We start from the raw sequence: 24,140 nt of genomic DNA on the forward strand, positions 1-24,140 counted from the left end.
CTGTGGCAACAACGGACATTCGGAGAGCGCGCTGGCCAGACTCTGAGCAATCGCCAGTGCCGCTCCGCGCGGCACACCCGGCGAACCGGAGCCACCGAGGACACCGCGTCTGGTTGCTCCAGCTACTCAAGGATGAGAAGGAGCACAACGATGAGCACCACCAGCGCGATGCCGGGGCCGGGCCGCATGGCCCCGACCGGTTCACCGAGTCCGGCAGCGAAGCGCCCGTTCAGCTTCCGGGACAAGATCGGGTACATGTTCGGGGACTTCGGGAACGACTTCACGTTCATCCTGCAGTCCGCGTTCTTCCTGATCTTCTACACCAACGTCATGGGCATCAACGCCGCCCACGTCGGCACCCTGCTGTTCGCTGCCCGCATCCTCGATGCCTTCACCGACGTCGGCGCCGGTCGCCTGATCGACACCCTGAAGCCCAGCAGGTTCGGCCGCTTCAAGCCGTGGCTGCTGCGGATCGCGATCCCCGTCGCCACCGCGTCGTTCCTCATGTTCTCGCCCTTCCTGCAGGACGGCAGCTACGGTGTGCGCCTCGGCTGGATGATCTTCACCTACATCCTGTGGGGCTCGGTCTTCTACACCCTGATCAACATCCCCTACGGCTCGATGGCCTCGGTCATCTCCAACCAGCCCGGTGAGCGCGCCTCGCTGTCGGTCTTCCGTTCCCTCGGTGCCACCCTCGCGAACCTCGCGATCTCCGTGATCCTGCCGCTCATCGTCTTCGTGCAGATCAACGGCCAGTCCGAGCTGTCCGGGACGAACATGATGTGGGCCGCCCTCGGCTGCGGCATCCTCGCGATCGTCTGCTACCTGCTCTGCTTCATCAACGTCGAGGAGCGCATCGCGACCGCGCCGAAGGCCAAGGATCAGCGGGCGAGCCTCGGGCAGACCCTCGGCGCCATGGCGAAGAACCGGGGCCTGACCGGGCTGATCGCCACCTCGCTGTTCATGCTCATCGCCTTCATGATGCTCGGCGGCATGATGCCCTACATGCTCAACGAGTACTTCAACAACGGCCAGCTGCTGAGCCTCGTGAACTTCGTGGGCCTCGCTCCGACCCTGCTGCTGGTGCCCTTCGCCTCGAAGCTCGCCAAGACCTTCGGCAAGAAGGAGGTCGGCATCGTCGGCATGTCGCTGGCCGTCGTCGCCGCCCTGGCGCTGTTCGTGCTGCGCACCGACAGCCCCTACGTCTTCATGGTCGGCTATGCCGTGCTCATGCTCGGTGTGTCCTGCTTGAACATCCTCATCTGGGCGTTCATCACCGATGCCATCGACCTCCAGGAGATCCGCACCGGCGAGCGCAACGACGCCACCGTCTACGGCATGTATTCCTGGGCCCGCAAGCTCGGCCAGGCCATCGCCGGCGGCCTCACCGGCTGGGCCCTGGGCTGGATCGGCTACGAGTCCGGGACCGGCGAAACCGTCGTGCAGAGCCAGGAGGTGCTGGACGGCATCTACAACCTCGCCACCCTGGTGCCGGCCCTCCTGCTCGCCGTCTCGCTCCTCGCGCTGATCTTCTGGTACCCGCTGTCCAAGAAGCGGGTCGACGAGAACGTCGCGATCCTCGAGAAGAAGCACGCCGAGGCCGCCACAGCAACTCCGGAGAGCTGATCCGCGCCGGTCGGCGGTCCCGCCCGAGAGTCCGTCGGCCGGAGTAGGGTCGGTGGGGAGAGAGCTTTCCCTACCGGCCCTCCCCTCCTCTCCCACCCTCCCGCCTCACCCCACGCCATCCTCGATTTTCACCTCGCAGCTCCCTCACGGGACGCAGGATTCCACCACAGAAACGGAGACACCATGTCGGAGAAGAACGTCCGCCTCGGAATCATCGGCCTCGGAGCCCAGGGCGGCATGTACGCCGGCGTCATCGCCGACGGCAAGGTCGCGGGCATGACCCTCGGCGCCATCGCCGACACCGACCCCGCGAAGAAGGAGGTCGCCTCCGAGAAGTACCCGGACGTCCCCTTCTACGATGACTACCTCGCGATGCTCGACTCCGGTGACATCGACGCGGTGGTCACCACCGTGCCGCACTTCGACCACGCGGAGATGACCATCACCGCTCTCGGCAAGGGCATCCACACCCTCACCGAGAAGCCGGCCGGCATCTACACCAAGCAGGTCGAGGAGATGAACGCCTTCGCGGCGGAGCATCCCGAGACCACCTTCGCGATCATGTTCAACCAGCGCACCAATCCCGTCTACACGGACCTCAAGGAGCTCATCGCCTCCGGTGAGCTCGGCAAGCTGCGCCACACCTCGTGGATCATCACCACCTGGTGGCGTCCGCAGGCGTACTACGACCAGTCGGCATGGCGCGCGACCTGGGGCGGCGAGGGCGGCGGCGTATTGGTCAACCAGGCTCCCCACCAGCTGGACCTCTGGCAGTGGCTGTGCGGCACCCCGAAGAAGGTCTTCGCGAAGCTCTCCTTCGGCTTCCAGCGCGACATCGCCACCGAGGACGAGGTCAACGCGGTCGTCGACTTCGGCGACGGCGCCACCGGCAGCTTCATCACCTCCACGAACGACATCATCGGCACCGACCGCCTCGAGATGCTGTTCGACAAGGGCAAGGTCGTCGTGGACGCCTCCAAGAAGGTCACCATCACCCGTCTCAAGCAGGACGAGCGCTCGCTGTCCGACGGCATGTCCGCCGAGGACGTCGGCAATCTGTTCCGAGGCAAGATCGACACCGCCGAGCTCTATGAGACCGAGGTCAAGGAGTACGAGTCGGTCTGGGGCCAGCAGCACATCGACGTCCTGACCAACTTCGCGGCGAACGTCAACGACGGCACCCCGCTGATCGCCGACGGCGCCGAAGGCATCAACGGCGTGCGCCTGGCCTCCGGCATGCAGCTGTCGGCCTGGACCGGTCGCGAGATCGATCTGGTCGACTACCCGGCCGAGGAGTACCTCGCCGAGCTCAACAAGCGCATCGAGGCTGAGGGCAAGTTCCCCACCCGCTCCTGAGCCGTTGAGCGGCCGGGTCGGTGCCGCACGGCGCCGACCCGGCCGCTCCGGTCATCACGCATCACGCATCACGCATCACGCATCACGCATCATCACGTTCCCTCGGCGCCCGCGGCGCCACCCTCACGACTCGAAGGAGACTCACCATGCCTGTCATCGGACTCCAGCTCATGATGCTCAAGGACCAGATCAACGAGAAGGGGATGTACGAGGTGCTGCGCCAGGTGCGCGAGCTCGACATCGACGCCGTCGAGGTCTCCCAGGTGGAGATGACCGACGAGCTGATCGACGACTTGGTGCGCGGCAAGGCGGACTTCGACGTCGAGACCGCCGCGATGAGCGTCTCCATCGCCCCGGGCGGCAACGGCTTCGCACTCGAGACCGAGTTCGACCGCGCCGTCGAGGCCTGCCGGAAGACCGGCGCACGCTTCCTGCGCATCGGCATGATGCCCTTCCAGGCCATGACCTCGAAGCAGGCTGCTGAGGAGTGGGCCGGCTCTGTGGAGCCCTACGCCGCTCGTCTCGCCGAGCAGGGCATCACGCTGTGCTACCACAACCACCACGTGGACCTCATCAAGTTCGACGGCGAGCGGATCTTCGACATCGTGCGCCGCGTCGCCCCGTCGCTGCTGTTCGAGGTGGACCTGCACTGGGTCCAGCGCGGCGGCATGGCGCCGCTGGAGATGCTCGAGGCGTACTCCGGCGCCTGCAAGCTCATCCACGTCAAGGACTTCCGCGTCGCCCCGCTCCCCGCGGACGTCTACGCGAAGTTCGAGGCGAAGGAGATCGACATGAAGGAGTTCTACGGAGCCTTCCTGTCGCTCGGCCAGTTCGCCGAGGTGGGCCAGGGCAACATGAATTGGCCCGCGCTGCTCCCCGCTGCGGAGAAGGCCGGCGCCGAGTACTTCCTCATCGAGCAGGACGACACCTACGGCCGCGACCCGATCGACTGCATCCGCGAGTCCCGCGAGTACCTGAAGTCCATCGGGTACTGAGCGGCGCCCCGCCGTTCGGCGGGACTCCGCTCCGTCCCAGCGCAGATCGGGGTCCCAGCGCAGATCGGGCGATTCTGAGCCATTCCTGACCGGAATCTGGCTCAGAATCGCCCGATCTTGTGCTCCCGGGGGTGCGCGGCTGCCGCGGCCTCACTCCCACGGTGACAAGAGGGGCCTCAGCGCTGCAGGTAGGTGCGGATCTCACGGATCCTCGCCGTCTTCGTGGCTCCGGCGAAGCGGATCATGTGGCAGAAGTCCGCTCGCTCCTCGCCGCGCACGAGATAGCCCTCGCAGGCTGCGAGGCGGCCATGGTTCAGGACCATGAGGATCTCGCCCCGCTCTGCGGCGAGGGGCGGCGGCGGGACACCGCCGGGCGCAGGACCGTCCTCGCCGACGAGTATCCAGATGGCGTCATCGCGCAGCCATTCGCGCACGGTCGCCTCCTCCCCCGCAGCCCAGGCCGCCACGATGTCGGCCACGATGGCCATGCGCGGGGAGTTGCCGCAGTCCTCAGGAATCGTCATCTCCATGGCTCCGCACCCTACGCTTCGAGCGTTACCTTTTCGTGACAACGCCCACGGAAGGCGACTTCCTGACCGCCATCTGGGCGGACCCGCAACGCCGTTCCAGGGTTCGGGGCGTAGCGTCGCCCGCTCCCCCACCTCAGGAGGCACAGTGAAGGTTCCCAGCAGCCGGACCCTCCGGCGCACTCTCGCCGCACTCACGTTCACCGCAGCGATCGCACTGACCGGGTGCAGCGGTGACCAGGCCGCACCCACGGGCGCCAGCGATCAGGGCGGGCAGGCGCCCGCGGCCAGCGATGGAGGCGGTTCCCCTCAGGCCGGCGGTCAGAGCGGCGAGCAGCCGCAGATGCCCGAGGCCGACGTCTCCGACGTCCCGGACGTCGTCGCCACCGTCAACGGCGAGGACATCACCAAGGACGAGTTCACAGCCATCTACGAGGGCCAGTTCCAGCAGGCCGCGATGCAACAGCAGAGCACCGGCCAGGAGGTCGATCAGGCGGCACTGAAGACGCAGGTCGCGAACCAGCTGGTCGACAATCGGCTGCTGCTCCAGGGCGCGACCGAGGCCGGGATCGAGCCCACGGATGCGGATATCGACGCGACCCTCGAGGAGATCGCCCAGCAGAACGGGCTCGGCTCAGGCGACGAGGTCGTCACCACCCTCGAGCAGCAGGGCATGAGCGAGGAGGACGTGCGCAAGGACGCCTCCTCGCAGTTCAAGCTCACCACCTACATCGAGCAGGAGGCGGGGATCCAGGAGCCCACCGAGGAGGAGCTGAAGACGCAGTACGACCAGCTCGTGGAGCAGCAGGAGCAGGCCGGCGGCGACCCCTCGCAGGTGCCGCCCTTCGAGGAGGCCAAGGAGCAGCTTGCCCAGCAGGCCGTCACCCAGCAGCAGAACGAGGCGGCCACCACCATCGCCGCCGAGCTGCGCGAGGCCGGCGACGTGACCGTGAACATCTGAACCCTCGGCGGGAGCCGGCGTCGGCCCGCTGCGTCCTCACCGGTGCGTCCCAGGGTTCAGACCTCCCCCTTCTTGAGCGCCTCGGCGATGTGCTCGGCCTGCCGGATCGCGAGCGCCACGATGGTCAGGGTCGGGTTCGCGGCCGCGCCGGTGGTGAACTGCGAGCCGTCGGAGATGAACAGGTTCGGCACATCATGCGCCCGGCCCCACTTGTCGACCACGCCGTCCTCGGGCTGCTCGCTCATGCGGCAGGTGCCGAGGTTGTGCGTGGAGGGGTAAGGGGTGGTGCGATGCGTGCTGACCGCGCCCACGGCGGTGTAGAGCTTCTGCGCCTGCGTGTAGGCGTGCTCCCTCATCGCGAGGTCGTTGGTGTGGTCGTCGAAGTGGACGTGGGCCACCGGCAGGCCGTGCTGGTCGGTGACCGTGGAGTCCAGGGTGACCGCATTGGATTCCTGCGGCATGTCCTCCCCCACCAGCCAGCAGCCGGCGGTGTTCTCGTAGGCGTCCAGCAGCCGGGTGAAGTCCGGTCCCCAGGCGCCGGGTTCGACGAAGCTGGCCATGAACGCCGGGCCCAGCGAGATGGTCTGGATGTAGTAGCCGCCGGCGAAGCCGCGGGTGGGGTCGTGCACGGACTCGTCCGCGATGTTCCCGGCCATCGTCTCCCCGCGGTACATCCGCACCGGTTTGTCGAACTGGGCGTACACGCTGCCGGTCATGTGGCGCATGTAGTTGCGGCCCACCTGCCCGGAGGAGTTCGCGAGCCCGTCGGGGAACAGCGAGGACGAGCTGAGGTGCAGCAGGCGTGGGGTCTCGATCGAGTTCCCGGCCACGCACACCAGCTTCGCGGCCTGGCGATGCAGGGTGCCGTCCTGGTCGAGATAGAGCACGGCATCCACGCGACCGGTGCGGTCGTGCAGGATCTGGGCGACATGGCTGTTCGGGCGCAGATCCAGCTTGCCGGTCTCGAGCGCGCGGGGGATCTCCCGCACCATCGTCGACCATTTCGAGCCGTTCTTGTCGCCCTGGAAATTGAAGCCGTCCTGGACGGAGGCGGGGCGGCCGTCGTAGGGCTCGGCGTTGGTGCCATACGGTCCGGTCGCGTAGTGGTGGTAGCCGAGCTTCTCCGCGCCGGCGGCCAGCACCTTGTAGTTGTTGTTCGCCGGCAGCGGCGGGCGGCCGCCGCGGTGGGTGGAGCCGATCGCGTCCTCGGCGCGGGTGTAGTAGGGCTCGAGCTCGTCATAGGTGAGCGGCCAGTCCAGCAGGTTCGCCCCGTCGACCCGCCCATAGGTGGAGCGGGTCCTGAACTCGTGGGGCTTGAAGCGCGGGGTCGCCCCGGACCAGTGGGTGGTGGTGCCGCCGACGGCCTTCACGATCCAGGCGGGGAGGTTCGGGAAGTCCTTCGCCACCCGCCAGCTGCCGGAGGTGGTGCGGGTATCGGTCCAGGCCATCTGATTGAAGGCCTCCCATTCAAGGTTCATGTAGTCCTCACCCCGCAGGTAGGGGCCCGCTTCGAGGAGCACGCACTCGATGCCCTGCTTCGTGAGCTCGTAGGCGAGGGTGCCGCCACCGGCCCCGGAGCCGATGATGACGACGGCCTCGGTGGAATGGTCGATCGTGCTCATGAGGTAGCTCCCTTGCTCCCGTTGCCGCTCCTGCTGTTCACCCGGCGGCCGGTGCCTCCGGCGCGCGCTCGGCTCTGCCCGGCCGGGACGGCCGCGCCCCGGGTGCTGGCGGTCGCCGCCGCACGGGGCAGGTCCGAGACGACGTCCACGAGCGGGTCGCCGTCGTACTCCTCGATCCGCGGGTCGGGCAGCCAGTCGAGATCGTCGAAGCCGCGATCGATATAGCCGCCCTTGTCGAAGGAGGGCCCTTCGTAGCCGAGCGCCTCCCACACCTCCTCGTCCTCGTAGAGGCTGACCACGACCGTCTGCCGCACGAAGCCGAAGAAGCTGGTGTGCTGGACGCGTAACAGCAGGGGCAGCGCCTCCTGCGCGGTGAGCTCGGTGAAGCGCCCACCGGCGAGCGCCTGGAGGGAGTCGAGCCCCTGGGCGAGCTTGACCCGCATCCAGGTGGTGTCCTCAGCGGCCGCCTGCACGGTGGCTGCGGCCCGCTCATAGGCGGTCCCAGGCACTCCCTCGTGCGGGAATGCCGCCCGGATGAGAGCGAGAAGCGTCTGTGCGGCGTCCTCGCTCCCCTCGATGTCGTTGACGGTGTCCCCCGTCTGCGGTGCACTCATGGCATCCCTCCCTGGCGTCGTCGTCAGTGATCTGGAGCACACCTTAGGGAGGGCGCGAGGCGTCGGCAATCGGCGTTATCGCCGGGCGAGAACCGTCCGACGGAGACGGCTCAGGAGTGGTCCGCACCCAAGCGGTAGGCGCGGCCCGCCCGGGAGGCGCAGGCTCGCAGCCGATCCTCGACGTGGCGCACCCGGCCCGCATAGGCGGCCACCGGTGCGGACAGCGCGACGGTGCCGATGAGCATGCCGTCGTCGGCCTTGATGGTCGCGGCGAGACAGTCGGTGCCGGGCACGAACTCCTGGTGCTCCCAGGCGATGCCGCGGGCGGCGATCTCCGCGAGCTGCCCGCGCAGCTGCACGGGATCGGTGAGGGTGCGATCGGTGTGGGCGCGCAGCGGGGTGCCGGCGAGATAGGCCTCCTGCTCCTCGGCCGGCAGCGAGGCGAGCCCCACTTTTCCGAAGGCGGTGGCGTGCGGACTCTCATGGAACCCGAAGCTCAACGGGGACAGGCGCGGCGCCTGCGGCGAGTCGGAGACGTGGACGACCACGAAATCGGTGCCGCGGTGGATGGCGAGATAGGCCGCCATCCCGAGGTCGCGGTGCAGGGCGTGGACCTCCTCGCGCACAGCGCGCGGGACTCCGAGATGCTCGTGGAGCCCGACGGCCAGGCGGTGCAGCTTGTACCCCAGGGCGAAGCGCTTCTCGTCCCGCAGATGGACCAGGTAGTCGGCGTGCAGGAGCTCCTGGGCGATGCGGTAGACGGTGGGCAGCGGGATCCCGGTGACCTCCGCGATGCCGCGGGCGGTGCTGCTGCCATGCTCGGCGACGGCTTCGAGCACGGCCAGGGCACGCGCGATCTGCCCGACCGGGGCGCCCTGGCCCAGCTCCTGCTCGATGCTCATCCTGTCCCCTTCTCCGGTCCCTCGTCGCCGCTGCGCTCATTGTGCCGCAGCAGCTCTGGACGGGTGGGGTTCTTGCCTTGTGAGAATGGGGCTACCGCAGCGGCCGGCCAGCGGGCAGGCTGGCCGTGCACCCCACTCTGAAAGGACCCCTCGATGATCCTGATCAACGTGAAGTTCCCGGTGAAGCCCGAGTTCGCCGACCAGTGGCCCGAGCTCTCGAGGGAGTTCACCGAGACCACCCTGGCCGAGCCGGGGAACCTGTGGTTCGAATGGTCGCGCAGCGTGAAGGAGCCGAACACCTATGTGCTGATCGAAGCCTTCACCGATGAGGGCGCCGGCCCGCACGTGAACTCCCCGCACTTCCAGAAGATGCAGGAGGAGTTCCCGCAGTACCTCGAGTCGACCCCGCAGATCGTCTCCCACCAGATCGACAGCGACGGCTGGGGCCCGATGGGAGAGATCACCGTCGAGTGATCTCGCCGGCGGTCCGCCCGCGCGCCCTGGAGCGTGCGGGCGGCGCCGCTCCTCGCCTCCGCCTGTTCCCCGCTCCCCGCACGCGTGGCGGTGATGTCTACGGGGCGGTGATACCTACGGGGCAGTGATGTCTACGGGGCGGTGACCTCGAGGATGCCGTGGGCCCCGCGCTCTGCGTCGCGAAGGATATGGGAGATGAAGGGATAGCGCCCGGGTTCGGGGGGGACCAGCTCGACGAACCCGCCCTGGGCCGGCAGCAGGCCGAGCGCCTGTGAGCCGTCCCCGGAGGAGGTCTCCACGAGGTATCTCCCCTCGCTCCAGACGGTGTCGAACTGGCCCCCGATCACATGGAAGCTGAGGTCCCGTTCGGGGCCTGCGTCCAGCACCCAGAACCGCACCCGCTCCCCCGCCGCGGCGGTGAGCGGGGCATGGTCGTACTGGGAGGCGTAACCATTGAAGGCCACCAGGTCCGGCTCGCCGGTCGCGAGGGCGTCGGCGTCGAGCTCCTCACCCTGCGCGCCGAGGTAGTACTCGCCCTGGACCAGCACATAGCTGCGGTCCACCGCAGGCAGGTCCGACGGTTCGATGATCACCGCGCCGTACATCCCGGAGGCGACGTGGGTGGAGACGGGGGCGGTCCCGCAGTGGTACATCCAGATCCCCGCCCGCCTCGCTGTGAAGGTGTAGGTGAGCGACGCCCCCGGGGCGATGGTGCGCATCGGCTCGTCCGGGGCGAGCTCCCCGGCATGGAAGTCGATCGAGTGGCCGATCGTCCCGTCGTTGACCAGGGTCACCTCGAAGACGTCGCCGACCCGCCCGTGCAGCACCGGCCCGGGGGCGCTGCCGCCGAAGGTCCACTGCCGCTGGCTGATACCGGGCGCGACCTCCATGACCTGCTCGGTAACCTCGAGCGTGACCTGCCGGGTGACGGGGCCGTCGCTCGGCGGCAGCCGCGGCAGCTCGGCGTCGTAGGGCATGAAGTCGGCGCCGGGATCGGCGGCGAGATCGATGACCGGCTTCTGGACCGTGCCCTCCCCCGATGTGCCGTGGTCATGGCCTGAGGGATCCGCGCCGGTGACGTCAGGGGCGCCTTTCGATGGGGCGCCGGCGGCCACGATGCTCAGCACCATCCCCTGCTGGCGGTGACCGGCCACGCCGCACCAGGCCTCGAGATCGCCGGTGACCACTCCCACGTCGAGCAGCTCGCTCTGCCCGGGGGCGAGGCGCTCGGTGCGGGCGCCGCCTTCGACGACCAGATCGTGGGTCATGGCCGGGTCCAGGTTCGTCAGCTCGACGAGCAGGTGGGTGCCGGCCGGCACCTCGATCCGGGCCGGGGTGAAACGCAGCCCCTCCGCAGTGACCGCGACGGTCTGCGCCGGTGCCTGTCCGTGCACGGCAGGAGCATCCGTCCCCTCGTTCGCTCCGCCGCCCTGCGCGAGCGGGTGGAGGGTGCCGACGGCGAGGAGCGTGAGCGTCGCCAACAGCAGACCGCCGACGGCGACCCCGGCGCGGCGGCCACCGAAGCGGATGCTGCCCACCGCGCCCGGGCCGGGACCGGCCGGCAGGATCACGGCCGGAGCGGCGCCGACCGGCGGAGTCGCAGCCACGGAGGCGCTCGTCGCCACCGCCGAGACCGGCCTCGATCGCTCAGGGTGCGGGGCCGGGCGCGGCTGGGCGCGCGGCGGGCCGAGGACCGCGCTGGTCAGCGCCGTGGCGACGAAGACCAGCAGGGCGAGCACGCCGAGTACGCCACCGAGCTGCCAGGCGGGCCCCCAGCCGAGTGCGTCACCGAGTCCGAGGCGCACCACCAGACTCAGCTGCAGCAGCCCCAGCGGCACCCAGAACGCGCTGCGATAGGGCAGATCGATCCGCAGCACGGCGGGCAGGATCGTGGTCGCGTGGGCCATGATCATGGAGATCGTGTAGCCGAGGAACACGGCATGGGCGACGGCGTCGTACGCGGCGCCCTGCGGAGTGCCGCCCAGCAGCAGCACCACGGCGGCGATCGCGAGCCATACATAGCCGCACAGGATTGCCGCGGCCATGAAGCGGGTCGCTCCCCTGGTGCGGATGGTGCGCCGGGCGACGTCATGCTGGACGAGCCAGAGCGTCAGGGCGAGCAGCCCGGCGCCCAGCAGGACCGCCCCGACCGACGGCCACGCGACCCCGATCAGCAGTGCCGCGACCAGGCTCGCCGCGTGCATGAGCACCCGGGTTCCCGCCTGGGCGCCGAGCGTGATCCTCGCCAGCTCGACCCTCTCGGCGGCGATGGTGAGCACCACGAAGCCGATCAGCCAGGGCAGCACCTCGTCGAAGTCAGCGCCTCCGGCCCAGCGGATCGCGCCCCCGCAGGCCAGGCCCGCGGCGAGCAGCTCGGTGAGCACGGCCTCGTCATGCTGGCGCCGCCACAGCGGAATGTAGACCAGGGTGAACGCGGCGGTGCCGACGACCAGCAGCATCTTGCCGACCAGCAACGGGATCGGGTCTGCGACCAAGGCGATGGCACCCAGCCCGAGCACTGCAGGAGCGAGGAAGCCGTACCAGCGGGCGAGGGCGGTCGCGCGTTCGAGCGCGATCAGAGTGCCCACGAAACCGAGCACCAGCAGCATCCCGTGCACCACCGGCAGCCGGTCCGTGGTGATCGGTGCGGGCAGGCCGAGCAGCAGCAGCGCGGCGTCGAGGCCCGCCATCAGGGCGAGCCCGGCGGGGAGCATCCAGCCCAGCCGCCAGGACGGCCCCCGGCGACGACGCCTGGGGGCGGGGCTGCTCATCCGGCGTCCCTCAGGCGGAGCAGGCACTGCCCGGGTGCGGCGAAGGGGATCAGCTCGGCCATGGTCCGGGATCCCTCCGTGCCGGCGGCACCTTCGAGGAGCCCGTCGATCATGCCGCGGTGCACGGAGCAGACCACTTCGGTGTGGCGGTCCGCGGCCTCCAGCAGCGGGCAGCGGTGCAGCACGATCTGCTCGCCGTCGTCCTGTGGGGCGAAGCCCTGCGCGGCCATGGCATGGAGGACGAGGGCGCGCGCGGGACCGGGCGCCGCGGGTTCGGGGAGGTCCTCCGCCAGCTCGGCGCCCCAGCCGCGGCCTGCCTCGTGGGCGGTGGCGGCGGGATCGACGCTGGTGCGGGCGATGGTCCCGGCGAGCACACCGGCGAGCGCGGCGTAGGGAGAGGCCGGACCGTGCTGTGTGGGGCGCCAGAGCCAGGCGGGGCGCCCACGGCCATCCGCCGCCGCCCGGGCGCGGGTGACGTGGCCGTCGGCCAGCAGCTGATCGAGGTGGCCGCGCACGGTGTTCTCGTGCAGGCCCGTGGAGCGGCTGAGCGCGGTGACCGAGACCGGGGAGCGCTGCGCCTCCACCGCGCGCAGCACCTGTTCGCGCGCGGTCGAGTGGCGGCGGCCCGCAGCACTTCGGCGGGGCTGAGGGGCACCGGATGCTGCGGGACCTGAGACCATGTTTTCCACGGGATCAAATGTAATATATCGAGTGGACCCGATCCGCCACGATCGTCCCGAGCGGACGACAGACAGGAGCCGACATGGCAGACATCCAGATCCAGAGCTCACGCGAGGACGCCGTCGATCAGAAGCCATCCCAGCAGGGATGCGCCTGCGGGGAGCATGACGAATCGCTTCCCGAGCTCGATGTGCAGACGATCCCCCACGCGATCCGTCACGCCTCGATCTTCGGGGCGATCGAGTCGCTGGTGCCGGGCGGGGGCATGATCATCTCGGCCACCCACGATCCGGTCCCGCTGCTGATGCAGCTGGAGGCGAAGCACGGGGACACCTACGCGACGGAATACCTGGATAAGGGTCCCGAGCGCTGGCGCATCCTGATCCGTCGCACCGCCTGAGCACGCCGTGACCGCCGGACCGCCGGACAGCACCTCCGGCGGGCCGACGGACGGGCGGACGGGCGGCAGGGCCGACGGGCCGACGGGCCGACGGGCCGACGGGGCAGTTCAGCGCGGCCCGCAGCTCCGCAGCTCAGTGCTGCTCGCGCCGGCCCAGGGTCGTCACCGGGGCGGCACCCGGTCGCGACCACTGGGGCAGCGGCCGGCTGGTCTCGTCCCAGGTGGGCTCGCCCTGGGCATCGGTACGCCAGGACCAGCAGGCATGACGGCTCGCAGGCCAGCCGTCCGGCACGTCCTCCCAGTCCTCACCGCGACCGTAGGGCGTCATGTCCAGCAGGCCCATCGAGAAGTTCACCCGCTCGTTGCCGCGCCCGGTGGTGCGATAGGTGAGGTACACCCGGTCCTCGTCGCGCAGGAAGCTCGCGAGATGCCCCATGTCGCCGCCGATCGGGGTGGCAGCCTCTCGCACGGAATACCAGGGCACGCGCCGGTAGCCCATGAAGTCGATGAAGGGGCAGACCTCCTCCCAGGTTCCGGTGGTGAGGATCGCGAGCGAGACGCCGTGGGCGTTGAGGTAGGTCGCGTCATGGAGGTGCCATGCCGTGGTGGTGCAGCCCTCGCACTGTCCCTGGTGCGGGGCTCCGTCCTGCCACATGTGCTGGTAGACCACGAGCCGGTCGCGGCCCTCGAACAGGGAGAGGAAGGGCACGGGGCCGACGGGGCCGGTCACCAGGGCGCTCCCGTCGACCTCCACCATCGGCAGCCGGCGCCTCGCAGCGGCGATCGCGTCCCCCTCGCGGGTGTGCGCCTTCTCCCGCACCAGCAGCTCGTCCCGGATGGACTGCCAGGACGTCATGTCGACCACGGCCGGCAGGCCGGTGGGCTTCCTCGACGATGCGCTCACCACTCGGCGCCCCCGGTGCGCTCCCAGGCCGTACCGGGAGGCTCTGGCAGATAGGTCGGCACGTATTCGAGCAGCTGGAGGCCACCGTCGAAGGTGCGGGCGGTGACGAGCTCGAGGGCGAAATCCTCGAACTGCTCCCAGATCCGCTCGAGCCCGGTGCGCCCGGTGATCACCGGGAACACGACGATGCGGAAGCGGTCCACGAGCCCCGCCTTCAGCAGCGAGTGACTGAGGCGGATGCTGCCGGTGGTGGTCAGCGGCGTGGTCGCGGTGCGCTTGAGCTCCCTGACCGCCTCGACCGCATCGGTGCTGATCAGAATGGTGTTCGGCCAGGCCAGGGGCTCCTCGAGGCTCGAGGAGAAGACGATCTTCGGCAACTGCGCCATCTGGGCGAAGCTCGCCTTCTCCTCCTCGGAGACGTCGATCCGCTGCGCCTGCTCCGCCATCGTCGCCATCAGCCGGTAGGTGGTGGCACCCATCAGGGTCATGGAGTCCGGCTGCTCGCCGAGCCAGGTCAGGTATTCGGGGCTCTCGAGCCCCCACCAGCCCGGCCAGCCCTCACCGGCGGCGCAGCCGTCCAGGGAGAGGATGAAGTCCACCAGCAGCTCCGCCGCTCCCGCACCGGGTGCCGAAACTCCGCTGGTCCCACCGGTACCCCTGGAGCCGCCGGTCCCAATGTCCTGGGGGGTGCTGCTGGTGCTCGCATCGCTCATCGCGATCGCTCCTCGGAGAGTTCGGCCCCGGCATCCACCGAGGCTCGTTCCCCTCCACCCAAGCACTCGCGGGAGCTCCCGTCCATGGCTCGCAGCGGACGGGCCTACGAGGAGCTCCTTGCCGGCTCCCGTCGCGGCTGCTTCACCCCTTCGGGCCTCGCAGGCCTCGCAGCAGCGTCGTCATCAGCCCCACCGAGACTGCGATCCACGCGAGCACCGCGAGCACCAGCCCCGCGATCCCGACCCCCTCGACCAGTGGCAGGTGCTCCACCCGGCCGAGCCGCAGCGAGGCGACGGCGAACATCCCCAGGGGGAAGACGATCGACCATAGAGACGGCACGTAGCGCAGCGGTACCCGATGGATCGCGTGGCGCCAGAAGCCGGCGCCGGCCAGCAGCGGGTACTGCCACAGGGCGAAGCACCAGAAGATCACGACGGTCCCGCCGATCAGCCCACGGGCGGCATCGACCATCGGCACCGGTTCCATGGAGTAGATCCCGGCGCCGGCGACCACCGCGATCGCGAGCGCACCCATCGCCACCCAGTAGGTGGGCTCGAACTGCTGGGGAGTGATCCCGAAATGCACGATCCGCAGGATCACCAGCACCGCGATCCCGACGTACAGGATCGTTCCCACTGACCAGGCCAGCACCGTGAGCAGGCCCAGCAGGTCCGCATAGGCGGGGGTCGCGGGCTCCAGCCCGGACAGGCCGACCGCGAGGGACTGCGAGGCGACGGACCAGATGAACCAGCTGCCGTTGGTGCGGGCGAGGATGGGCTCGCCGTCTCGGGCCATCAGCACCTGCCAGGGCAGCACATATCCCAGCACGATCCAGATCGCGGCACCGACCCCGAGCAGCACCGCGGAGGCCGTGCCGAGACCCACCTGCTGCAGCCCGACGGCGACGACGCTGGCCGCGGCGACGATCGTGAAGTAGCCGAAGGCGATCTCGGGATTCTTCGCGTCCGCACGCATCCGCTCCCGATGACGGATCCAGCGCAGCAGGAAGAGGAGCACGAGCACCGCGGCGGCGAGCGCGGCGAGGACGAGGAGTGCCAGCGCAGCCCCGTCGGCCCCCGCCATCCGCAGCCCGATCGAGACGATCCCCGTGCCCATCACCAGCGCGAAATAGCCCGGGGCGAGCCCGGCGAGCGCCTGCTCGGCGCGCGCGGCGAGGCGCGGGGACGTCGTGGCGGAGGTGGCCACGACACCATTGTGCGTCGGGGACCGTGATCTCCGACAACCTTGACCTCCGACAACAGAGACACTCCTCCCACCCGCAATACCTTGCACCCAGTGCAACTTCACCCCTAGTGTCGAGCGCGGCGACGAATGCCGCCCGACGAGGGGGGAAGCAGCCCGTCGATCATCACGACAGGAGACCTTCTGAGCATGGGGCAGCACAGCGGTGGGAGCGACGGCGAGAAGGGCTCCGCACCGGCGGCGGTGAACCCGAACCTCGTGATGGCGGTCCTGCTCGCAGGTGCCTTCGTCATCATCCTCAACCAGACCCTGCTGAACACGGCCCTGCCGGCGTTCATGGTCGACTTCGGCATCACCGCGAACACCGCCCAGTGGGTGACCACGCTGTTCATGCTGGTCAACGGAATCATGATCCCGGCGACGGCGTTCCTGATCCAGAAGTTCACCACGCGCACGATGTTCTTCGCCGCGATGGCCATCTTCGCCGTGGGGACGGTCATCTGCGCCGTCGCCCCGGTGTACCCGGTGCTGCTGCTGGGCCGGATCGTGCAGGCCGCGAGCGGCGGGATGATCATGCCGCTGATGCAGACGATCCTGTTCGCGATCTTCCCGATCCACAAGCGCGGCACCGCCATGGGCACTTTCGGGCTGGTGATCTCCTTCGCCCCCGCGATCGGCCCCACCCTCTCCGGCTTCATCGTGGACCACTGGTCCTGGCGATGGCTGTTCGTGATGATGCTGCCGATCGCGCTCGGAGCCCTCCTGTTCGGACACTTCACCCTGAAGAACGTCACCGAGCAGACCAATCCTCGCCTGGACGTGCTCTCCCTGATCCTGTCCTCCTTCGCCTTCGGCGGGCTGCTGTTCGGCTTCAGCAATGCGGGCAACGCCGGCTGGCTGAGCCTGCAGGTGCTCATCCCCCTGATCGTCGGAGCCCTGACCCTGGTGTGGTTCGTGCGCCGCCAGCTGCGTCTCCCGGAGCCCCTGCTCGAGCTGCGAGTGCTGAGCAACCGCATGTTCACGCTCGGCACCGTGCTGGGGATGCTCGTGTTCATGGCGATGATCGGCGGGATGCTGATGATCCCGCTGTACATGCAGAACATGAGCGACTTCACCGCGATGGAATCCGGGATGGTGCTGCTGCCGGGCGCCGTGATCATGGGTGTCATGTCTCCGGTGACCGGGCGATTCTTCGACCGCTTCGGTGCCTCTGCGCTCGCGATCACCGGCTTCGCGGTGCTGACGATCACCAGCTTCCTGCTGGCCCGGCTGACCGTGGACACCACCTTCGCGTACATCGCGATCGTCAATGCCGCGCGGATGTTCGGCACCGCGATGGTGATCATGCCGGTGACCACGGCCGCGCTGAACCAGCTCCCGCAGCGGCTGATCCCCCACGGCGCCGCCGTGAACAACACCATGCGTCAGGTCGCGGCCTCCATCGGCACCGGGGTGCTGGTGACGGTGATGACGGCCAGCGCCCGGGATCCGCAGGAGTACGGCGCGGCCGGCGCGATCCATGGCGTGAACGTCGCCTTCATCGTGGCCGGCGGGATCGCGGCGCTGGGACTGATCGGCTCCTGCTTCCTGCGCGGCTCGCGACCGACCCGCGAGGTCCCCGACGAGGCGCTGGACGAGCGCTGAGCGGTCGGGACGCCGCCCGGCATGCCCCGGGCGCAGCCCGGCGCGCCCCCTGACTCCTGCCGTCCCGCCCTGCGAGGCGCCCCGCACCCCTTGCGCGTGGCGGCAGGCTTCGTAGACTCGTCGATGCGACTGAGCTCACAGTGCTGCGGTCCTCGCGGCGTTCGGCCTCCCCGCAGCCTCCGCGCCGCTCATCCGAGGAGGAATCATGAGCAGGACCACCGGAACCAGCACCTGGACCGACCTGTCCGTCCAGGACCTCGATGCCGCAAAGGTCTTCTACTCGGGGCTCTTCGGCTGGACCTTCCGCGAACTCGGCGAGGAGTTCGGTCACTACGCGATGATCTCCAACAGCGACGGTGCCTCCGTGGGCGGCGCCATGTCGGTCGCGGGGATGACGGGGCCCGACGGGACAGCGCTGCCCACCGGCTGGGACGTCTACCTCACCGTCGACGATGCCGACGCCCGCCTCGCCACCGCTCTTGCGGAGGGCGGCACCGCCCTCACCCCGATCATGGATATCGGCACCGACGGCCGGAACGTGATGCTGCAGGACCCCACCGGCGCCTCCATCGGGATGTGGCAGGCCAAGGAGTTCGAGGGGTACGAGTTCACCGGCGCCCCCGGCTCCCCGGTGTGGTTCGAGCTGATGACCCACCGCTACGACGACGCCGCCGCGTTCTACACCGCAGTGTTCGAGGCCCAGCTCGTGGCGATGACCGAACCGATGGAGGACGATTCCTTCCGCTACGCCACCAATGGCCCGAGCGAGAGCGCCAGCTGGGGCCTGGGCGATGCGACCGGGGTCATGCCCGCGGAGGCGACAGGCTGGCGGATCTACTTCGGCGTCGACTCGAGCGACAGCGCGCTCGCGAAGGTCCTCGAGCTCGGCGGGCAGGTCCTCGACGGCCCGGTCGACTCCCCCTTCGGCCGCATCGCGACGATCGCGGACCCCGAAGGTGCCACCTTCCAGATCAGCGCGATGAACGAGTCCGTTCCGGAGGGGTGAGCACCGAGGCGACCGGCGGGCTGCCCGAACCTCGGCCATCTGGACACGGGGTGCAACGCAGATCACACTGGGCGCGCGCCTTCCGGACCCGAGCAGGACGTCACGTCCGGATCCTTCGGTGACTGCTGGGTCACCTCCACCGTCGCCTCATTGGCTTCGCACTTCGGAGGAACCTGAGGTCGATAGTCGCCTGCGACCAGGGAATGCTTCCTCAGCCGTCGGCTCCGATCCCACTGTCGGGCCCGTTCGCTCGTGCGTGCTGGCCCGCGCCGCTCGCACGTCGATCGAAAGGACCGTGATGGCTGAGGCCACCCAGTCTCTTCACCCTGCAGACTCCTCCAGCACCGGGAGGGACCCCGGCGGTGATGGCAGGGGGCGTGCTTCGACCGTCAGTGCGGCGGCCCCCCGCTCGAGCTCTCCTGTGAACTGGCCGGTGTTCATCGGCACCGCCGTGATCATCGTGGCGTTCGTGCTGTTCGCCGCGATCTGGCCGGGCACCGCCGAGACCGTCATCTTCGGCTCCATGGGCTGGGTCGCCACGAACTTCGGCTGGTACTACGTCCTGACCGCCACCATCGTGGTGGTCTTCGTGCTGATCGTCGCGTTCTCCAAGGTGGGCGGCACGAAGATGGGTCCGGACCATTCGCTGCCGAAGTACAACCTGTTCACCTGGGCGGCGATGCTGTTCGCCGCCGGCATCGGCGTGGACCTCATGTTCTTCGGGATCTCCGGGCCCGCCACGAACTTCCTGACCCCGCCGGATGTCGCGGCCGGGTCCGAAGAAGCGGCCCGTATGGCCCCGCTCTGGACGATCTTCCACTACGGGATCCCCGGCTGGGCGATGTACGCCCTGATGGGCATGGCCTTCGGCCTCTTCGCCTATCGCTACCACCTGCCGCTCTCCATCCGCTCCGCGCTCGCACCGATCTTCGGCAGGCGGATCCACGGGGGCATCGGACACGCCGCGGAGATCGGCGCGACCATCGGCACGATCTTCGGCATCTCGGTGTCCCTCGGCATCGGCGTCGTCTTCCTGAACTACGGGCTCTCGACGCTGTTCGGGATCCCCAACTCCCTCGCCGTGCAGATCGCGCTGATGGCGCTGGCCGTGTTCATCACCGTCCTGTCCACCGTCTCCGGCGTGGACACGGGCATCCGCCGGCTCTCCGAGCTCAACGTCCTCCTCGCCCTCGCACTCATGCTGTGGGTGCTGTTCTCCGGCAACACCACCCAGCTGCTCAACGCCCTGGTCCAGAACATCGGCGACTTCTTCTCCCGGTTCCCTGGGATGATGATGAACACCTTCGCCTACAACGAGGGAGCGGCGGAGTACCCCGCCGACCAGTGGATGGCCGATTGGACGCTGTTCTTCTGGGCCTGGTGGATCGCCTGGGCGCCCTTCGTGAGCCTGTTCCTGGCCCGCATCTCCCGCGGCCGCACCCTGCGCCAGTTCGTGATCGGCGTGCTGCTGATCCCCTTCGCCTTCATCCTCCTGTGGGTCTCCATCTTCGGGAATGCCGCGATGAGCTTCTTCGGGGACCCGGAGTTCCTCGATCTCGCGATCAACCAGCCCGAGTCCGGGTTCTTCAACCTGCTCGAGCAGTACCCCGGCGCGCTCTTCACCGTCTCCCTCGCTCTGCTCACCGGACTGTTCTTCTACGTCACCTCCGCGGACTCCGGCTCGCTGGTGATGGCGAACATGACCTCCAAGACCACCACCACGGACTCCGACGGCGCGCCCTGGCTGCGCATCGTGTGGGCCGTGATCACCGGCGCCCTGACGCTGGTGATGCTGTTCATCGACGGGGTCTACACGCTGCAGGCCGCGACGGTCATCGTGGGGCTGCCGCTGTCGATCCTGGTCTACCTGGTGATGTTCAGCCTCTGGAAGGTGCTGCGCACCGAGCACATGAACCTCGAATCCCGCCAGGCGACGCTTCCCGCGCTGCTGACCAGCCGGGTCCGTGACGCCGAGAGCGGCGAGCGCGGCTCCTGGCGCCAGCGGCTCCAGCACCGCATGTCCTATGCCTCGGCCGAGCAGGCGACCACCTTCATCGACACCGTGGCCGCCCCCGCGGTCGAGGAGGTCGCCGCGGAGCTGAAGAAGCTCGGCGCCGATGTCGCCTGCCATCGCGGTGCGCACCCGGACAGCGAGATCCCCTTCGTGGACCTCGTGGTCTCCTTCCCCGAGGCCGAGGACTTCAAGTACCAGACCTATCCGGTCGCCTTCTCGACACCCAGCTTCGCGGCCAACCTCGCAGCCGTGCGCGACACCTACTACCGGGTCGAGATCTTCTCGACCCTCGGCTCTCGCGGACGCGACATCATGGGTTATTCGAAGGATCAGGTCATCGCCGACGTCCTGGACTCCTACGACGCCCACATCATGTACCTGACGATGAGCACCGAGCTCGGCACCGCGACCGGCACGATCCCCGTCACGGCGCCGGACACCTGGGCCGACACCGACCACATCGACACGCCTGCCGGCTCCGGATCGACGGATCCCGAGCCCGCCGGCACCACCGACTCGAAGGAGCGACATGACTGACACCACCGCCACCCTGTTCATCGACGGAGCCTGGGTCCCCTCGTCCTCCGGCGAGACCCGCACCGTCCTCTGCCCCGCGGACCAGTCCGAGGTCGGCATCGTCTCCGAAGCCACCGGGGAGGACGTCGAACGCGCGATCCTCGCCGCCCGCCGCGCCTTCGAGTCCCGGATCTGGGCCGACAGGCCCGCCTCCGAGCGGGGTGACTTCCTGCTGCAGGTCGCCGACGCGCTCCAGGAGCGCAAGGCGGAGTTCGCCCGCGCCGAGGCGTTCGACACCGGCAAGCGCCTGGTCGAGGCCGAGGGCGATATGGACGACATCACCGCCTGCTTCCGCTACTTCGGGAAGGTCGCGGGCCAGAACCCGGGCCGCCTGGTCGACGCGGGTGACGACACCGTGATCTCCCGCGTGGTGCACGAGCCGATCGGCGTGTGCGGCATGCTCACGCCCTGGAACTTCCCCCTGCTGCAGGCCGCATGGAAGATCGCCCCGGCCCTCGCGGCCGGGAACTCCTTCGTCATCAAGCCCGCCGAGCTCACCCCGCACACCACGATCCTGATCGTGGACGTGCTCGACAAGCTCGGCCTGCCGGCCGGGGTCGCGAACCTGGTGCTGGGTGATGGCGGCGTGGTCGGCGCACCGCTGTCCTCGCATCCCGAGATCGATCTGGTCTCCTTCACCGGTGGCCTGGTCACCGGCCGGAAGATCGCGGCCTCTGCCGCGCAGGGCATCAAGAAGGTGGCCCTCGAGCTCGGCGGGAAGAACCCCAACGTGATCTTCGCCGACGCCGACTACGAGGCTGCGCTGGACAATGCGCTGAACGCCGCTTTCATGGACTCGGGCCTGCTCTGCTCCGCCGGCACGCGCCTGATCCTGCAGGACACCATCGCCGAGCAGTTCGTCGACGATCTCGTCGCCCGCGCCGAAGGCATCGTGATGGGCGGCCCGCTGGATCCGGACGCCGAGACCGGCCCGCTGATCTCGAAGGACCACCGCGACAAGGTCACCGACTACGTCCAGCGCGGCATCGAGGCCGGGGGCCGGCTGCGCACGGGCCACCACTGGGGCGGCCCGGAGCATGAGCAGGGATTCTTCTACGCCCCGACCATCCTGGACCGGTGCACCGCGGAGAACCCCGCGGTGATCGAGGAAGGCTTCGGCCCGGTCATCACCGTGGAGACCTTCTCCACCGAGGCGGAGGCGATCGCGATCGCGAACAACACCGAGTACGGTCTCGCCGGTGCGGTGTGGACCTCGAACTCCGGGGTTGCGAACCGGGTCTCGCGGCGGCTGCGCCACGGCACCATCTGGATCAACGACTTCCACCCCTACCTCCCGCAGGCGGAGTGGGGCGGCTTCAAGATGTCGGGCGTGGGTCGCGAGCTGGGCCCCACCGGCCTCGAGGAGTACACCGAGTCCAAGCACATCTTTGAGAACACCGAACCGGCCGTGACCGGCTGGTTCCCGCGCAAGGGCTGACCCAGCCACCTCCGGGCCGCTCCGTCGTGCACCGCACCGCCGTGCACCGCGCCGGCGGGCGGCCCTCCCTCATTTCCCTCCCTCGACAGGAAGCAGCAGACATGTCAGCACCAGACCTCACGTCCGAGAACCCCATCGCCGAGTTCGACTACGTCGTCGTCGGCGGCGGCTCCGCCGGTGCAGCGCTCGCGGCCCGGCTCAGCGAGGACCCGGCCATCGACGTCGCCCTGCTCGAAGCCGGCCCCTCGGATCTCGAGCATCAGGAGGTGCTGCAGCTCAGGCGCTGGCCCGAGCTGCTCGAGGGCGGGCTGGACTGGGACTACCCGATCGAGCCGCAGGAGAACGGCAACTCCTTCATGCGCCACGCCCGCGCGAGGGTGCTGGGCGGCTGCTCCTCCCACAACTCCTGCATCGCCTTCCACCCGCCGGCGGAGGACATGGATCTGTGGGAGCAGCTCGGCGCCGAGGGCTGGAACGCCGAGACGATCATGCCGCTCATCGCGCGCCTGGAGACGAACATGGACCGCACCGGGGACGGTCATGGCACCGACGGCCCCGTGCACCTCATGGATGTCCCGCCCGAGGATCCGGTGGGAGTCGCGCTGCTGAAGGCCTGCGAGCAGGCCGGCATCCCGACGGCCCGGTTCAACGACTTCGAGACCGTGGTCAACGGCGCGAACTGGTTCCAGGTGAATCGTCAGGCCGATGGCACTCGGGCGTCCTCGTCCGTGTCCTATCTGCATCCGAACCTGGAGCGGGAGAATCTGCACGTCCTGACCGGCCTGCAGGTGATGCGGGTGCTCTTCGACGAGGAGCAGCGGGCCACGGGAGTGGAGTACATCGACAACGCCTTCGACCGCTCCTCGATCATGCACGCGCGGCGAGAGGTCATCCTCTCCGCCGGGGCGATCGACTCCCCCAAGCTGCTGATGCTCTCCGGCATCGGCCCGGCCGAGCACCTGCGCGAGGTGGGCATCGAGGTGCGGGTGGACTCCCCCGGCGTCGGATCGAACCTGCAGGACCACCCGGAGGCGGTCATCTCGTGGGAGTCCACGCAGAAGATGACCCGCGAGTCCACCCAGTGGTGGGAGATCGGCATCTTCGCCGCCACCCAGGAGGGTCTGGATCTGCCGGACCTGATGATGCATTACGGCTCGGTGCCCTTCGACATGCACACCCGGCGTCAGGGCTACCCCACCTCGCCGGAGTCCTTCGCGCTCACGCCGAACGTCACCCACGCCCGCTCGCGCGGCACGGTGCGCCTGCGCTCGATCGACTACCGCGACAAGCCGAGGGTCGATCCGCGCTACTTCACCGACGAGGAGGGCCATGACATGCGCGTGGCCGTCGCCGGGATCAGGAGGGCCCGCGAGATCGTCTCCCAGCCCGGGATGGACGCCTTCCGCGGTCGGGAGCTGTTCCCCGGCGAGGCCGTGCAGACCGATGAGCAGATCGCCGACTACGTCTCCAAGACCCACAACACCGTCTACCACCCCGCCGGCTCGTGCCGGATGGGCGCGGTGGATGATGACATGTCGCCGCTGGATCCGCAGCTGCGGGTCAAGGGCGTCACGGGCCTGCGCGTGGTGGACGGCTCGGTGATGCCGCAGCTGGTCGCCGTGAACCCGAACATCACCACGATGCTGATCGGTGAGCGCGCGGCGGACCTGATCCGCGGCGAGCAGGGCGCCTGATCCTCACCGGCCCGGTTC

General features: G+C 69.1%; 20 protein-coding genes. 11 read left to right on the forward strand and 9 right to left on the reverse strand.

Annotated features, from left to right (window positions below; genetic code table 11):
- The first annotated feature begins 150 nt into the window (after positions 1-150).
- The 3 genes from Q0937_RS00345 to Q0937_RS00355 all read left to right on the forward strand — a co-directional run bounded on the left by Q0937_RS00345 (position 151) and on the right by Q0937_RS00355 (position 3,977).
- Positions 151-1,626, forward strand: coding sequence for an MFS transporter (locus Q0937_RS00345; protein ID WP_299298338.1), 1,476 nt, complete (start codon positions 151-153; stop codon positions 1,624-1,626).
- 183 nt (positions 1,627-1,809) lie between these two features.
- A complete protein-coding gene (locus Q0937_RS00350) occupies positions 1,810-2,982 on the forward strand; it encodes a Gfo/Idh/MocA family protein (protein ID WP_299298340.1) in 1,173 nt (390 codons plus the stop codon).
- A gap of 146 nt (positions 2,983-3,128) precedes the next feature.
- On the forward strand, positions 3,129-3,977 hold the full coding sequence (locus tag Q0937_RS00355; protein ID WP_299298342.1) for a sugar phosphate isomerase/epimerase: 849 nt from the start codon (positions 3,129-3,131) through the stop codon (positions 3,975-3,977).
- A gap of 176 nt (positions 3,978-4,153) precedes the next feature.
- On the opposite strand, the gene Q0937_RS00360 is transcribed toward Q0937_RS00355, so the two are convergent.
- Positions 4,154-4,501 (reverse strand): hypothetical protein, encoded by a 348-nt coding sequence (locus tag Q0937_RS00360; RefSeq protein WP_299298344.1) that lies wholly within the window; start codon positions 4,499-4,501, stop codon positions 4,154-4,156.
- A gap of 151 nt (positions 4,502-4,652) precedes the next feature.
- On the opposite strand from Q0937_RS00360, the gene Q0937_RS00365 reads away from it, so the two are divergent.
- A complete protein-coding gene (locus Q0937_RS00365) occupies positions 4,653-5,465 on the forward strand; it encodes a SurA N-terminal domain-containing protein (RefSeq protein ID WP_299298346.1) in 813 nt (270 codons plus the stop codon).
- Between the two features lie 56 nt (positions 5,466-5,521).
- Here Q0937_RS00365 and Q0937_RS00370 read toward each other — a convergent pair whose 3' ends face one another.
- From Q0937_RS00370 to Q0937_RS00380, 3 genes are all read right to left on the reverse strand, one after another.
- On the reverse strand, positions 5,522-7,087 hold the full coding sequence (locus Q0937_RS00370) for a GMC family oxidoreductase (protein WP_299298349.1): 1,566 nt from the start codon (positions 7,085-7,087) through the stop codon (positions 5,522-5,524).
- A complete protein-coding gene (locus Q0937_RS00375) occupies positions 7,084-7,701 on the reverse strand; it encodes a hypothetical protein (RefSeq protein ID WP_299298352.1) in 618 nt (205 codons plus the stop codon). The genes Q0937_RS00370 and Q0937_RS00375 overlap by 4 nt, the downstream gene beginning before the upstream one ends.
- A 110-nt stretch (positions 7,702-7,811) precedes the next feature.
- On the reverse strand, positions 7,812-8,603 hold the full coding sequence (locus Q0937_RS00380) for an IclR family transcriptional regulator (protein WP_299298355.1): 792 nt from the start codon (positions 8,601-8,603) through the stop codon (positions 7,812-7,814).
- Between the two features lie 153 nt (positions 8,604-8,756).
- Between Q0937_RS00380 and Q0937_RS00385 the strand changes: the two genes are divergently transcribed.
- Positions 8,757-9,077 carry a putative quinol monooxygenase gene (locus tag Q0937_RS00385; RefSeq protein ID WP_299298358.1) on the forward strand — a complete coding sequence of 107 codons (321 nt, stop codon included), beginning with the start codon at positions 8,757-8,759 and terminating at the stop codon, positions 9,075-9,077.
- Between the two features lie 131 nt (positions 9,078-9,208).
- Here the strand turns inward: Q0937_RS00385 and Q0937_RS00390 are convergent, their stop codons facing one another.
- Both Q0937_RS00390 and Q0937_RS00395 read right to left on the reverse strand, forming a co-directional pair.
- A complete protein-coding gene (locus Q0937_RS00390; protein WP_299298361.1) occupies positions 9,209-11,848 on the reverse strand; it encodes a multicopper oxidase domain-containing protein in 2,640 nt (879 codons plus the stop codon).
- Entirely contained in the window at positions 11,845-12,528 is a 684-nt protein-coding gene (locus tag Q0937_RS00395) for a metalloregulator ArsR/SmtB family transcription factor (protein ID WP_299298364.1), read from the reverse strand. The genes Q0937_RS00390 and Q0937_RS00395 overlap by 4 nt, the downstream gene beginning before the upstream one ends.
- Positions 12,529-12,611: 83 nt before the next feature.
- Between Q0937_RS00395 and Q0937_RS00400 the strand changes: the two genes are divergently transcribed.
- Complete coding sequence (locus tag Q0937_RS00400; RefSeq protein ID WP_299298366.1) at positions 12,612-12,929, forward strand: DUF2249 domain-containing protein; 318 nt, start codon at positions 12,612-12,614, stop codon at positions 12,927-12,929.
- A 133-nt stretch (positions 12,930-13,062) separates the two neighbouring features.
- Here the strand turns inward: Q0937_RS00400 and Q0937_RS00405 are convergent, their stop codons facing one another.
- The 3 genes from Q0937_RS00405 to Q0937_RS00415 all read right to left on the reverse strand — a co-directional run bounded on the left by Q0937_RS00405 (position 13,063) and on the right by Q0937_RS00415 (position 15,753).
- Positions 13,063-13,833, reverse strand: coding sequence for a DUF899 family protein (locus Q0937_RS00405; protein ID WP_299298369.1), 771 nt, complete (start codon positions 13,831-13,833; stop codon positions 13,063-13,065).
- Positions 13,830-14,546, reverse strand: coding sequence for a dihydrofolate reductase family protein (locus Q0937_RS00410; protein WP_299298372.1), 717 nt, complete (start codon positions 14,544-14,546; stop codon positions 13,830-13,832). The genes Q0937_RS00405 and Q0937_RS00410 overlap by 4 nt, the downstream gene beginning before the upstream one ends.
- Positions 14,547-14,688: 142 nt before the next feature.
- The gene (locus tag Q0937_RS00415; protein ID WP_299298375.1) at positions 14,689-15,753 is read right to left on the reverse strand and encodes a tellurite resistance/C4-dicarboxylate transporter family protein; all 1,065 of its coding nucleotides are present in this window, start codon (positions 15,751-15,753) and stop codon (positions 14,689-14,691) included.
- A gap of 186 nt (positions 15,754-15,939) precedes the next feature.
- Between Q0937_RS00415 and Q0937_RS00420 the strand changes: the two genes are divergently transcribed.
- The 5 genes from Q0937_RS00420 (at position 15,940) to Q0937_RS00440 (ending at position 24,122) form a co-directional block, all read left to right on the forward strand.
- Positions 15,940-17,394, forward strand: a complete 1,455-nt coding sequence (locus Q0937_RS00420; protein ID WP_299298379.1) for an MDR family MFS transporter — start codon at positions 15,940-15,942, stop codon at positions 17,392-17,394.
- 205 nt (positions 17,395-17,599) lie between these two features.
- Positions 17,600-18,400: a VOC family protein gene (locus Q0937_RS00425; RefSeq protein WP_299298383.1), complete on the forward strand. Its 801-nt coding sequence runs from the start codon at positions 17,600-17,602 to the stop codon at positions 18,398-18,400.
- A gap of 421 nt (positions 18,401-18,821) precedes the next feature.
- Positions 18,822-20,951, forward strand: a complete 2,130-nt coding sequence (gene betT, locus Q0937_RS00430) for a choline BCCT transporter BetT (RefSeq protein ID WP_299298386.1) — start codon at positions 18,822-18,824, stop codon at positions 20,949-20,951.
- Positions 20,944-22,428: an aldehyde dehydrogenase family protein gene (locus Q0937_RS00435; RefSeq protein ID WP_299298388.1), complete on the forward strand. Its 1,485-nt coding sequence runs from the start codon at positions 20,944-20,946 to the stop codon at positions 22,426-22,428. The genes betT and Q0937_RS00435 overlap by 8 nt, the downstream gene beginning before the upstream one ends.
- A gap of 101 nt (positions 22,429-22,529) precedes the next feature.
- A complete protein-coding gene (locus tag Q0937_RS00440; RefSeq protein ID WP_299298391.1) occupies positions 22,530-24,122 on the forward strand; it encodes a GMC family oxidoreductase in 1,593 nt (530 codons plus the stop codon).
- Positions 24,123-24,140 lie beyond the last annotated feature (18 nt).

Source organism: uncultured Brachybacterium sp., assembly GCF_947500705.1.
GTDB lineage: Bacteria > Actinomycetota > Actinomycetes > Actinomycetales > Dermabacteraceae > Brachybacterium.

What these genes read in the sequence shown, in the direction of transcription:
- Q0937_RS00345 (WP_299298338.1), top strand. Translation starts at nt 151, where the DNA reads ATGAGCACCACCAGCGCGATGCCGGGGCCGGGCCGCATGGCCCCGACC.
- Q0937_RS00350 (WP_299298340.1), top strand. Translation starts at nt 1,810, where the DNA reads ATGTCGGAGAAGAACGTCCGCCTCGGAATCATCGGCCTCGGAGCCCAG.
- Q0937_RS00355 (WP_299298342.1), top strand. Translation starts at nt 3,129, where the DNA reads ATGCCTGTCATCGGACTCCAGCTCATGATGCTCAAGGACCAGATCAAC.
- Q0937_RS00360 (WP_299298344.1), bottom strand. Translation starts at nt 4,501, where the DNA reads ATGACGATTCCTGAGGACTGCGGCAACTCCCCGCGCATGGCCATCGTG.
- Q0937_RS00370 (WP_299298349.1), bottom strand. Translation starts at nt 7,087, where the DNA reads ATGAGCACGATCGACCATTCCACCGAGGCCGTCGTCATCATCGGCTCC.
- Q0937_RS00375 (WP_299298352.1), bottom strand. Translation starts at nt 7,701, where the DNA reads ATGAGTGCACCGCAGACGGGGGACACCGTCAACGACATCGAGGGGAGC.
- Q0937_RS00380 (WP_299298355.1), bottom strand. Translation starts at nt 8,603, where the DNA reads ATGAGCATCGAGCAGGAGCTGGGCCAGGGCGCCCCGGTCGGGCAGATC.
- Q0937_RS00385 (WP_299298358.1), top strand. Translation starts at nt 8,757, where the DNA reads ATGATCCTGATCAACGTGAAGTTCCCGGTGAAGCCCGAGTTCGCCGAC.
- Q0937_RS00390 (WP_299298361.1), bottom strand. Translation starts at nt 11,848, where the DNA reads ATGAGCAGCCCCGCCCCCAGGCGTCGTCGCCGGGGGCCGTCCTGGCGG.
- Q0937_RS00395 (WP_299298364.1), bottom strand. Translation starts at nt 12,528, where the DNA reads ATGGTCTCAGGTCCCGCAGCATCCGGTGCCCCTCAGCCCCGCCGAAGT.
- Q0937_RS00400 (WP_299298366.1), top strand. Translation starts at nt 12,612, where the DNA reads ATGGCAGACATCCAGATCCAGAGCTCACGCGAGGACGCCGTCGATCAG.
- Q0937_RS00410 (WP_299298372.1), bottom strand. Translation starts at nt 14,546, where the DNA reads ATGAGCGATGCGAGCACCAGCAGCACCCCCCAGGACATTGGGACCGGC.
- Q0937_RS00420 (WP_299298379.1), top strand. Translation starts at nt 15,940, where the DNA reads ATGGGGCAGCACAGCGGTGGGAGCGACGGCGAGAAGGGCTCCGCACCG.
- Q0937_RS00425 (WP_299298383.1), top strand. Translation starts at nt 17,600, where the DNA reads ATGAGCAGGACCACCGGAACCAGCACCTGGACCGACCTGTCCGTCCAG.
- Q0937_RS00435 (WP_299298388.1), top strand. Translation starts at nt 20,944, where the DNA reads ATGACTGACACCACCGCCACCCTGTTCATCGACGGAGCCTGGGTCCCC.
- Q0937_RS00440 (WP_299298391.1), top strand. Translation starts at nt 22,530, where the DNA reads ATGTCAGCACCAGACCTCACGTCCGAGAACCCCATCGCCGAGTTCGAC.